Annotated in this window: 11 protein-coding genes and 2 pseudogenes; 2 read left to right on the top strand and 11 right to left on the bottom strand. The window is 69.6% G+C overall.

The annotated features are described in order from the left end of the window. Nucleotides 1-315 (bottom strand): annotated as a pseudogene (locus H0X00_RS17110) (sensor domain-containing diguanylate cyclase); the annotation flags it as partial. A 551-nt stretch (nucleotides 316-866) separates the two neighbouring features. On the opposite strand from H0X00_RS17110, the gene H0X00_RS17105 reads away from it, so the two are divergent. Then, complete coding sequence (locus H0X00_RS17105; protein ID WP_293773225.1) at nucleotides 867-1475, top strand: PIN domain-containing protein; 609 nt, start codon at nucleotides 867-869, stop codon at nucleotides 1473-1475. A 366-nt stretch (nucleotides 1476-1841) separates the two neighbouring features. Next, nucleotides 1842-3527, top strand: a complete 1686-nt coding sequence (locus H0X00_RS17100; protein ID WP_293773222.1) for a hypothetical protein — start codon at nucleotides 1842-1844, stop codon at nucleotides 3525-3527. A gap of 125 nt (nucleotides 3528-3652) precedes the next feature. Here H0X00_RS17100 and H0X00_RS17095 read toward each other — a convergent pair whose 3' ends face one another. The 10 genes and pseudogenes from H0X00_RS17095 to H0X00_RS17055 all read right to left on the bottom strand — a co-directional run. Further along, nucleotides 3653-4075, bottom strand: a complete 423-nt coding sequence (locus H0X00_RS17095; protein ID WP_293773220.1) for a general stress protein — start codon at nucleotides 4073-4075, stop codon at nucleotides 3653-3655. A gap of 156 nt (nucleotides 4076-4231) precedes the next feature. After that, nucleotides 4232-4768, bottom strand: coding sequence for a heavy metal-associated domain-containing protein (locus tag H0X00_RS17090; protein ID WP_293773218.1), 537 nt, complete (start codon nucleotides 4766-4768; stop codon nucleotides 4232-4234). A gap of 4 nt (nucleotides 4769-4772) precedes the next feature. After that, nucleotides 4773-5294, bottom strand: a complete 522-nt coding sequence (locus H0X00_RS17085; RefSeq protein WP_367186674.1) for an EamA family transporter — start codon at nucleotides 5292-5294, stop codon at nucleotides 4773-4775. Continuing rightward, nucleotides 5228-5521: pseudogene (locus tag H0X00_RS23925) on the bottom strand (DMT family transporter); the annotation flags it as partial. The gene H0X00_RS17085 and the pseudogene H0X00_RS23925, both read right to left, overlap by 67 nt. 55 nt (nucleotides 5522-5576) lie before the next feature. Next, a complete protein-coding gene (locus tag H0X00_RS17080; protein WP_293773214.1) occupies nucleotides 5577-5828 on the bottom strand; it encodes a hypothetical protein in 252 nt (83 codons plus the stop codon). A 189-nt stretch (nucleotides 5829-6017) separates the two neighbouring features. Continuing rightward, nucleotides 6018-7613, bottom strand: coding sequence for an apolipoprotein N-acyltransferase (lnt, locus tag H0X00_RS17075; RefSeq protein WP_293773211.1), 1596 nt, complete (start codon nucleotides 7611-7613; stop codon nucleotides 6018-6020). 14 nt (nucleotides 7614-7627) lie between these two features. Beyond that, the gene (locus tag H0X00_RS17070) at nucleotides 7628-8326 is read right to left on the bottom strand and encodes a class E sortase (protein WP_293773208.1); all 699 of its coding nucleotides are present in this window, start codon (nucleotides 8324-8326) and stop codon (nucleotides 7628-7630) included. Then, entirely contained in the window at nucleotides 8323-9204 is an 882-nt protein-coding gene (lgt, locus tag H0X00_RS17065) for a prolipoprotein diacylglyceryl transferase (protein WP_293773205.1), read from the bottom strand. Before lgt ends, H0X00_RS17070 begins: the two co-directional genes overlap by 4 nt. Nucleotides 9205-9344: 140 nt before the next feature. Further along, on the bottom strand, nucleotides 9345-9965 hold the full coding sequence (locus tag H0X00_RS17060; RefSeq protein ID WP_293773203.1) for a DUF305 domain-containing protein: 621 nt from the start codon (nucleotides 9963-9965) through the stop codon (nucleotides 9345-9347). 29 nt (nucleotides 9966-9994) lie between these two features. Further along, nucleotides 9995-10542, bottom strand: a 548-nt coding sequence (locus tag H0X00_RS17055; protein ID WP_367186673.1) for a DUF305 domain-containing protein, incomplete at its 5' end; no start/stop codon positions are given.

Here is a 10542-nt window from a genome sequence, read left to right as displayed (position 1 = left end):
GGTGACGTCCGGATGCGCGCGCCAGCGCGCGTCGGCCCGCATGTCCGGGACGCTGAGCAGTCCGCCGTCGGTGGCGATCGTCGCCGCGCAGAGCGACCGGCCCGCCGTCACGCTCGCGCCCTGGCCGCCGGGGACTCCACAGATGGCCTTCGTCCAATGCCGATGGCGATCGACGAAGTTCACGGCGGCGATGCGACTGCCACAGCTCACAGCGGCGAGCCTTGCGATGTCGTCGTAGGCCGGTTCGGCGGGTGTGTCGAGGATGGCGAGGGCGTGCAGGACCGCTAGGCGCTCGTCGTCGCCGAGGACGGTCACTCCCGTCATCTTACCCGCCCAAGAGGCTGCGAGACGGACTCATACCTGGTCGATCGGCAGGAACCCGCAGCGACCCGGCGCCGATCTTCTGTACGAGCTTCATCCCCACCTCCCCCTGGGATGTCGGCTCGCGAACGCCGCTCCTTGAGAGATCCCTCCGCCAACTCATCGTCGATCTCTCGCCTCGGCTGGCGATGGAGTGGCTCGCGGAGGGCGGTCGTCGTGCAGCCTCGTTGGGAACAGTGCCGCACGATCTCTCCTGGCGTCGCTCGCAGCGCACGTTGAACAGCTCGACGCAGCCGCCGAAGAACTGTCGGGTGGCGTCCCAGACGCGGTGCAAATCGGGACGAGCGCAGGTTCCTCGTTGATCACTCTACGCGGCGGCTGTGACAGCTCGATGGGCTCGGTCGGCACGTCCTCGACGGTGGGCGGGCTGAACAGCTCACGGCGCAGGTCCTGTAGCTGGCGGACGGCGGCGCGCGTCATCACCACACCTCGCCATCCACGGCTGGCCCGGTCCAGCACCGCCAGGGAGAGCCCATTTGTAACTAATGGACTGGTTGGTGGACAAGTCCGCGCTCTGGAAACTGCCGCAGTCGCCGGACTACGCGTCCTGGATCGACCGGATCAATCGTGGCCGGGTCTGGGTGGGACTACCGACGATGCTGGAGGTCGCTGTGTCCAGCCGGGACGCCGACCACTGGCCGCGCCTGAGGGGCGACCTCTTGGCGCCGCTGTTGATCCTGAACGCGACGCCGCGTTCGGAGGGCATCGCTGTGGAGATCATGGAGGCGCTGATCGGCGCCAGGCTCCACCGCAGTGTTTCCCTGCCCGACGTCCTGATCGCCGCGCTGGCCGTGGAGCACCGGCTGACCGTCCTGCACGACGACCACGACTTCGAGCGGATCCGCTCGTGTACGGGGACCGGCCGGACGTCGAGCGTCTTCGGTTGGCACGTGAATCCGGTTGTGGGCCTCGCCGCTCCACGGTACGAGCTCGAGAGTGGCCATCAGTTCCGCGTAGAACGGCAGCGCGGCCGCAGGCAGCGCGGCGATCTGATCCAGGGCCTCGTCAGTGCTCTCGACCGAGTACACCTACAGGCCCAGTCGGGCCTTCGTCGTCGACCACCGTTGTCTTCCGGGCACCGGTGCAGTCCGTGACCGTCCGTCAGGTGACGTGGTCGGCCTGTGCGACTGCGAACCCTCCCCGCGAGCAGGCACCGGCCTGAACTCCCTCGGCGGCCACGGCCCGGACCTGTCGCTGCTCACGGTCCCCTTCGTTGGCCCGCTCCGCCACCGGTCTGTGCCCTGCGCAGCTGATGCTGCGTGCGGATGGTGACGACACCGCAACTTTCTGTGCACCGAGAATGCAGGGTTAACCCGGGCCCCGTCCGGCGTTCACTCTCGGGCACCTGGCCTTCTATCGGTTACCGCGAAGCTCACCTCGGTCGCCAACCTGCCGAACGCCTGAACTGGGGATAACTCATGCACCGTCCACCCGCCGGCCGGCGGCGTATCCGTCCCACCATGGCCGCAGCCATCGGCTGCGGCGTGTTGGGAGGGAGCCTCGTCGGATTCGGAGCGCTGGGCTTCGACAAGGTTGGGGTCGCTGCCGCGCCCTGTGCCAGCGACACCCTCCCCGCCCCGACGGACGACCCGGCGAGTTCCCTACCCGCCGACGACGGCGGGAGCGACACGACCTCGGGCAGCGAAACCGGCGGCGTTCCCGGCGCCGATGGCACGGCCGGCAGCGCGGCCGACCCGCGCCTGGTCGTCGGTGTCCCGGTCGAGGCGCAGCAGGCGACTTCACCCGCGGCGGCGAGCGCCCCCGCCCCCACGCCCGCCGACAGCGCGAGCTCGACCCCAGACGGCGGCGACCTCACCACGGTCACCCCGGTCATCGGCCCTAAGAAGCCGCTCACCGAGGAGCCGCCCTCCTGCGAGATCCCGACCGGCGGCACGCCGCCCGTCGTCTTCCCCAGCCCCGACGGGCACGGCGCAGACGGCGAGGGTCCGGACGACGAGGACTCGGGCGGCGGCGAGCCCGACGATCCGGACCCGACGACCGAGCCGAAGCCCGCTCCATCCCCGGGCCCCACTACCGAGACCCCGCAGCCGGAGACGACTCCCGGTGCGGGAGACCCGACCGTGCCCACCCCGGCTCCGGCGCCGGACCCGAAGCCCTCGACCACCACCCGGGGCTTCTCCACGACCTCCCCGCCGCGCGCGCTGACGCCGGGCCGTACCGGCACCATCAGCCGCGCCGAGGCGATCATCCGTGCGATCAGCTGGGTCACCCAGAAGGTGCCCTACAGCCAGAGCCGCTGGTGGACCGACCCCAGTGGCACCTTCAGGCAGGACTGCTCGGGATTCGTCGCCATGGCCTGGCGCACCGACCAACGAATCAACTACTGGACCGGCAATCTCGGCCGGATCTCCGACCGGATCCCCTCAACAGCGCTCAAGCCCGGTGACGTCCTCAACTTGCCGGGCAAGCACGTGGTGATCTTCGCCGGGTGGAACGACGCGGCGAAGACGCGGCTCCAGCTCTTCGAGCAGTACAAGACTGGCACCACGCCGCGCTTCGTCCGCAACGCCCCGCTGCGTTACTACCTCGACAGGGGCTACGGCGCCTACAAGTACCAGGGCATGCGCGACACGGTGCCCGGCGTCTCATTGCCGTTGCCCATACCGGCGCCGACACCGTCCCCGACGCCGTCCCCGGAGCCGGCGAGCACCACCGGGACCGACACCGACGTTGCGGCCGCCGGGACCAGCCATGTTGACCAGATCGAATTCGTCTCCACCTCCGTCGACACCGGCTCGCTGCCTACCTTGTCGGCGGAGTCGATGCTGGCCGGGCTGCCGGCCACCGAGTGGAACCCGGACCTCGCCGCGGACTACACCCCCGAGTCGGACCTGGCCACCACCGCCGTCGCGGACCTGACCACCCCCACCGCGGTCGAGGACGTGCCCGTCGACGAGATGGTCGCCGCGCAGGCGGCCATCGACCAAGCCGAGGCGCAGCGGTTGGCAGGAATCACTCGAAGCGCGCTCACCCTCACCCAGGAGCGGACCTCCGGTGCGGGGTACCTTCTCGCCGCCGGGCTCGGCCTGTTGTTCGTGGCGATCCCGCTCGGAGCCGCCGCTCGCAGCGGACCCTGGTCGGCCGCCAGCAGCGCCTTCCCCGTCGCTGGACGCGAGCACAACTGACGCCCAATCAGTATTGAGCGAACCTCGAAACGGTCCTGTCGGTGACCCGATCGGCCTCACCCGCCGTGGGAGCAGGCCCTCAACCGGCCTGGGCGGGCGATCGCCGGCGATGTGGATGGCGAGGGTCAGAGCACACCCGAGATGCGCCGCGCCTCGTCAAGATGCGTGGCGTCGACCTGCACGGCGTACTGGTCGGCCTCGAGGCTCTTGACGCTGGAGAAGTCGCGCTTACCCCGCATCGCCCAGTGCGCGAGGAAGGCGAAGGTACCCATCCAGAGGGCGCCGAGCGCACTGCTTCCGAAGAGCACCGCCAACCAGGCGGACCCGGTGCTGAACATCCCCAGCAGCAGCCCGATGAACAGCCCGAACCAGGCGCCGGTGGCGGCTCCGGCCAGGGCCGCTCCCTTGCTGGTCAGCCGGCCGGTGACGTACTCCATCGTATGCAGGCCGTTGCCGACGATGCGGGAGTGCTCGACGGGGAACCCGTTGTCGGACAGCCGGTCGATGACCTCCTCGGCTCCTGCATAGGTGGGGAACTCGCCGAGCATGCGCTGCGGCGCCGAAGAGGTGACCGCTCGGAGAGCCGCCGCTGAACCTGGGCCGGAGATGAACGTCCCGTGAGACATCGTGGTGCCCTTCTGAAGGGTGGTTGGCGGGCTGAATTCCTGCCCCCGCAAAGCGTCCGCGTGCAGCCATGATGTGGATCAGCTCGACGCACTGACCAGGGGCGAACGTCCCGCCACCGGAGGCGACCCTGCGCGAACTGGGTCGCGCACCATGCCCGCCATCGACATGTCGCTGTGACCGCCGTGGCCCATCACCTCGTGCGGCGAATGGTCCGCACCCTCGTGGTGATCCGAGCGCGGCAGATCCGCGGACGGAGCCGTCGCCGGTGAACGCTGCGATCCCACCCGCCCCGCGTGGGGGGCGGGGAGCTGCGCCTCGGTCATGGATGGCAGGGGAGGGCTCATCGGGTCGCACAGGTGCGTGGGCACCGACTGCCCCGCGCAGTGATACCCGCAGTCTCTGACCCACTCCCGCAGCTGGGCGAGTGAGGTGGCGGCCAAGTCGAAGCGGACGGTCGCGGACTGGGCGACCGGGTTGACCTCCACCTCGAGGACGCCCGGCCGGCGCCGCAGTGCCGCGGCGACGACCGCCTGTTCCGAGGCCCGAAGGATGCCCCTGACATCGAGCACCACGGTCGTGCTCTGACCGTTCCCGGTGTGTGCGTGCGGCTTCATGTGGTCACCCATGATTCGTCGTCTTGCTTTCCACCAGGGCTGCTGGCAGCAGTTGCCGGTCCCCGCCGGAAGGTCTGGATCGTGACGGCAGGAGGATGATCGGCAGCGCGGCGAGCACCAGAGCCACGCCGCCGGCCTGACGGCCGGTCAGTCCGTCGCCGAGCAAGAGCCAACCGAACGTGACCCCGAAGGCCGGGGTGAGCATGGTCCACGAACTCAGCGCCACCAGCGGAGCCTGCTTCAGTTCGCTGAACCAGAGGACATTGGTCATCGCGGTACCGATCAGCGCGAGGAACAGTAGGGACGCGAGGAAGCGCGGGGTCCAAGAGATCGCCGGGGCGCCATCGGCCATCCACGCCCAGCCGGCCAGTGCGATCCCGCCGAGGAGGAACTGCCAGCGGCCAGCGACAACAGTGCGCCGTCGCCGGTGGTTCCGCCCGGTGTGGCAGTCACGATCAGCCCCACGAACCCGATCATGAGCCCAGTGAGGGCGCGTGAACCCGGCCGCTCGTGATAGAACGCCCAGGCTGGCAGCACGATGAGCAACGGCTGGGCGTTGGCCAGCACCGCTGCGACCCCGCTCGTCACACCTGCGGTCCCGACGAACATCGCCGCGAAGGCGACAGTGACGTTGACCGACGCGAGCAGGCCGACGGCGGGCCACGTCGAGCGCGGTGGTCCCGGCCGCCGCAGGCCCGCCCGACCGCGAGCAGCACAACCCCGGCGAGCAGGGCCCGCAACGCGGCGAACCACAGCAGCGGCGCATGTGCCGCCCCTTATCGGTTGGCGACGAAGCAGAGCGTGGGGGTTAGTTGCTTCGCGGTCCGGACGAGTGGTCCTGGGGCTCCGGAATGGTGGCGTCAGTGTCGCGACGCTCCTCGTGGTCAGCCCGCCCGCGCTGCATGCCGCCCATCCCGCGCATCATGAAGAACATCATCGCCATGCACGCGATAGGCCACAGGAGGAACAACGCCCCGCCGTCAGTGACGCCGGAAAAGAACAGTGCAGCGCCGAGGGCCAGAAGGCCGATCATGAAGTAGGAGTGCTTGCTGTGATCCATGGCGGGGTCTCTTTTCTCTCTGCTGCGCGAGGAAGCGGGTGTCCTCCCGGAAGCCAGAGAACGGGATTCAAGGTTCCTGCTGTGCGCTGACGACGCTACGAAGCGGACTACGCGGCGCATAGGGGACAAGGTCCCCGCCGAGTGTGCGGCGACCCCGCCGATGCGACCCGCGCCGGAGGGCGGGTGAGCTCATGGCCCGATCGGCCGGCCGCTGTGTTTGATCAGTCGGCGTCGACCAGCCCCGGCGCCAGCCACTCCCAACCACCCCGGAACGGCGAACGGCAGGACCACTGCCAGCGCCTCGGGCCATGCGCCGAGCCGGCTGGCCACGGTCCGGGTGGTCCGCAGTTCCACGTCCTCGACCAACGTCTGGGTTCGCCAGGTGCCGGTCTGAGCTTGGATCGTCCCGTCGGGGCGCACGATGGCACTGATGCCCGTGGTGGTGGCCACCGCGACTGCGCGGTCGTACTCGATTGCCCGTAGTTGTGCCATGGCGAGTTGTTGGCGGGTCTCGCCGAGCTGGTCGTCGCGCATGTAGGTGGCGTTGTTGGACTGCATCACCAGCAGGTTCGCACCCGCCCTGACCGCTGCTCGGGCCGTGTCGTCGTAGGCGATCTCGTAACAGATGACATCACCGATGCGGATCTCGCCGCTGGTGATGGTCGGGGGGCCGTCGCCGGGTCGGAAGTCGCGGGGAATCAGGGCGAGGTCACCGCGTCCACCGAGCACGGAACGGAACGGGATGTACTCCCCGAACGGGACGAGATGCCGCTTGTCGTAGGTGGCTCCTGGACCGCCGGTCGGCGTCCACAGCTGACCCACGTTGCGGGCCCGGCCATCCGGCGCGTCCAACACCGTCCCGATCAGCACCGGGCGGTCGATCGCGGTCACCGCGGCGAGGATCTCGGCGCGGGTGGCGGGGTCACGGCCCGGGTCCCGGTCGGCCGAACTCTCCGGCCAGATCACCAGATCCGGGGCCGGCAGGGCCCCGGCGTCGACCTGGGCGGCGAGTGCGCGGGTGGCCTGGGCGTGGTTGCGGGTGACCTCCAGGGCCTGGGATTGGCCAAGCGGCGCACGCTGACGCGGCACGTTGCCCTGCACGACCGCGACCGTGATCGAGCTCGTCGCATTGCCGCCGGTGGCCGCCGTGGCGGCGGCGGGCAACACGAACGCGCCACCGAGTGCGACGGTGACCGCGCTGACGGCGGTCAAGGCGCGGCGCCGTCTGGACGCCCTGGCGGCAAGGACGCCGCACACTCCCACGGCCGCGATGATCCAGCTGAGCAAGGGGATGCCGCCCAGTGACACCCACGAGGCCAAGGGCGAATCGGCCTGGCTGAATCCGAGGCGACCCCACGGAAAGCCCCCGAAGGGATACCTGGACCGCAACGCCTCGACGGCCACCCAAATGCCGGGCAGGGTCAGCATCCGCCCCGGCCGCTTCCAGGCGACCGCGAAGGCAGCACCCAGCAGACCTGTGGCCAACGCCTGAATCGCCGTGAGCAGCAACCAGGGTGCGAGTCCGAGGTTGATCAGCCAGGTCAGGAGGGCGGCGAAGAACACGACCCCGAACAGGGCACCCAGCCAGAAGGCCTCGCGCGCCCGGCGCCCGCGAACCGCCAGCAGGAGTCCAGCGGGACCGGCCGGGGCGAGGAACCACAGATCCCAGGGTGGGAACGACACGGCCATCGCCAGCGCCCCGCCGACGGCCCAACCCATGGCCGCCTTGCGGCCGATCGTCCGCGCGGGCGTCAGCCTGGGGTCGGCCGCATCCAGGACGCGCATCTGAGGACCAGTCACTAGATGGGCTTGGCGAGGTAGGCCAGCTCTGGCGGCAGGGGCCCAGGCTTGTCGTACGCCTTGACGAGCGTGCCGTAGATGATCATGCGGGTGGACGAACCCCAACGCGGGTTGCACGTGACCAGCGTGATCCGACGTTCGGTTGGCTCGACGCCGGGCCGCTCGGGCACCGGTAGCACGACCTCTCCGTAGCTGGGGTCCACGAGCTTGTAGGCAGGGGCATCGGGGCGGGCGCCGGGCTGCGGGTCGATGGCATAGACGAACCATCGATCACGGGTCTCGACCACGACGCTGTCCTTGGGGCGGAGCCGGTCCAGGTAGGCGAACGGTTCGCCCTGGGTGGCTCTATGGCCGGCGACGGCGAAGTTCCCGATCTGGCCGGGCATGGCGCTCTTCGGAAAGTGGCCGACTCCCCGGGCAAGCTGATCCAGCTCGACTCCTTCGACCAGCGGCTTCTCCCACGAACGTCCGAGTCGTTCGATATAGATGATCCCGAGGGCGCCGCCCTTGATCCGCTTGCCGTCGGAGACCGGCTGCGTCCAGGAGTCCCGCAGGTCGTCCTTGATCCCATCCTGCGCCCGGTTGGCCTCGAAGTTGGTATAGAACAGCTGGTAGACGACGAAGAGCAGCACTATCGCCCCAACGGTGATCAACAGCTCACCCGTGGAGCGGGCTGCCGCGCCGCACCTGCCTCTCACCGAAGCTCCCCTGGCGTCATCCTCGGCGTGGCGCCCTGCCGGTAAGGGTTGGCCTCGCGATCGGGGTTCTTACGTCGTGAGTACACGAGAACTGCGAGCGCAACCGTGCCCAGCAGGATGGAGGTCCAGTTGTTCAGCCGCATCCCGAGGATCTGCTCGGCCTCGTCGACGCGGAGCGCCTCGATCCAGAACCGTCCGACGCAGTACGCCGCCACGTAGAGCGCGAACACCTGGCCGTGCCCGAGGCGGTAGCGGCGGTCGGCCCAGATCAGCAGGGCGGTGACTGCGAGGCACCACAGGGACTCGTAGAGGAAGGTCGGGTGGTAGGTGGCGGCGTCGGGAGTCCCGTCCGGGCGGTTCGCCGGGTCGATCCTCAGAGCCCACGGCAGGTCGGTGGGGCGGCCGTACAGTTCCTGGTTGAACCAGTTGCCCCACCGGCCGATGGCTTGGGCGAGGGCCACCCCCGGAATGACGGCGTCGGCGACCGATGGCCAGGCCAGGCCGGCCTGGCGGGTTCCGATCCAGGCGCCGACGCTGCCGAGCGCGACGGCGCCCCAGATGCCCAGGCCGCCCTCCCAGATGTAGAGCGCGCTCACCGGATCGCCGTCGGCGCCGAAGTACGGCTCCGGGGTGGTGATCACGTGGTAGAGCCGGCCCCCGAGTACCCCCATCGGGACAGCCCACATGGCAATGTCGGCGACCATGCCGGTTCGGCCGCCCCTCGCCACCAGGCGCCGGTCGCCGACGACGATCGCGACAATGATTCCGGCGATGATGCACAGCGCGTACGCCCGGACAGGGAAGGGTCCGAGGTCCCACACGCCCTGGCTGGGGCTGGGGATCGAGGCCAGGATCGAGGCTTCCTTCGGCCCGCTCATGGTGTCCTTGCGAGGAGAATCAATGCGACCGGAACACCTTGCGGCCAGCGCGCGGCGCGGGTGCCCCGATGACGCGCGCGGCCGGGGTGCCCGAGTGCTCGACCGTGTACCGGTTCATGCGCGCGGGTCCCCCGTGCCTTTCACGCCTTCTGAAGCTTGCTCATGCGCGTGATCTCGGCGGTCTGCGTGGTCACGATCTCCTCGGCCAGGGCGGTCGCTGGTTCGCTGCGTCCTCCGGTCTGCTCCTTCTGCGCCATCTCCAGGGCAGCCCGGTGATGTTCGAGCATGAGGGTGAGGAAGAGTCGGTCGAAGGCTGCTCCCTTGGCGGCGCTCAGGCGTGCGAGGTCGTCGTCCGAGGCCATTCCCGGCATCGAGCCCGACGTCATCGCGGCCATTTCCTCGGCTGACATGCTGGAGTGATCCATGTCAGCCATGTCCGGGGCCAGCGGTTCGCCCCAGGACTCCAGGAAGCCCTGCATGGTCTCGATCTCCGGACCCTGTGCGGCCGCGATCTGCGCGGCGAGCTTCTTGACCTTCGGGTCCTTGGCCCGGGTCGCGGCCAGCGCCGCCATCTTCACCGCCTGCGAGTGATGGGGAATCATCTGCTGGGCGAAGCCGACGTCGACGAGGTTGAAGCTCGCATTCGCCCCGGGCTGGGCGGCGCTATCGTCCCCGCCTCCGCAGGCGGCTAAGACGGTGGCGGCCGTGACGGCGGCCACGGTGGCAGCGGCGGCACGGGCGAAGCGACGTGTGGTGCTCATGGAGTCCTCTTTCGTTTTCGGGTTCTGGGTTAGGAGGCGGCGCTCAGTTGCGCGAGTTGCTGGGTCTGGGTCGTCTGGAGTTGTGCGGCGAGGGCTCGGGCCTCGGGGTTGATCCCATCGGCCAGCTGGCGTTTGACCAGGTCCAGGCCGCCGCGGTGGTGACGGGCCATCAGGCGGAGGAACTCCCGGTCGAAGGCCCGGCCGTTGAGCCGGTCCAGGCGGTTCAGCGCGGCATCGGGGAGCATTCCTGGTGCGGTCTCGCCAGACCCGATCTCATGTGCGGGAAGTTCGGCACCGGCCGCGGCCCAGGCTTGGATCCAGCCGGCGACGGTGTCGGTCTGGGGTGCGTAGGCACGAGCGATCTGGGTGGCTAGGGTCGTGATCTCGGCGGCGCGGGCGCGGGTGGCCGCGAGTTCGGTCATCCGCAGCGCCTGGCCGTGGTGCTGGCTGAGTTCGACGGCGAAGTCGACGTCGGCGGGGTTGAAGGTCGGTACAGGTGCAGGGGCACTCACGGGTGGTTGCGCCGGGGCGTCGTTGCCGCACGCGGTCAGGGCCGCCGCGACCAGGAGGGTCGCGG

The sequence above is a fragment of the Sporichthya sp. genome (genome assembly GCF_013815995.1).
Lineage (GTDB): Bacteria > Actinomycetota > Actinomycetes > Sporichthyales > Sporichthyaceae > Sporichthya.
This window is presented reverse-complemented; position numbering and strand designations above follow the sequence as displayed.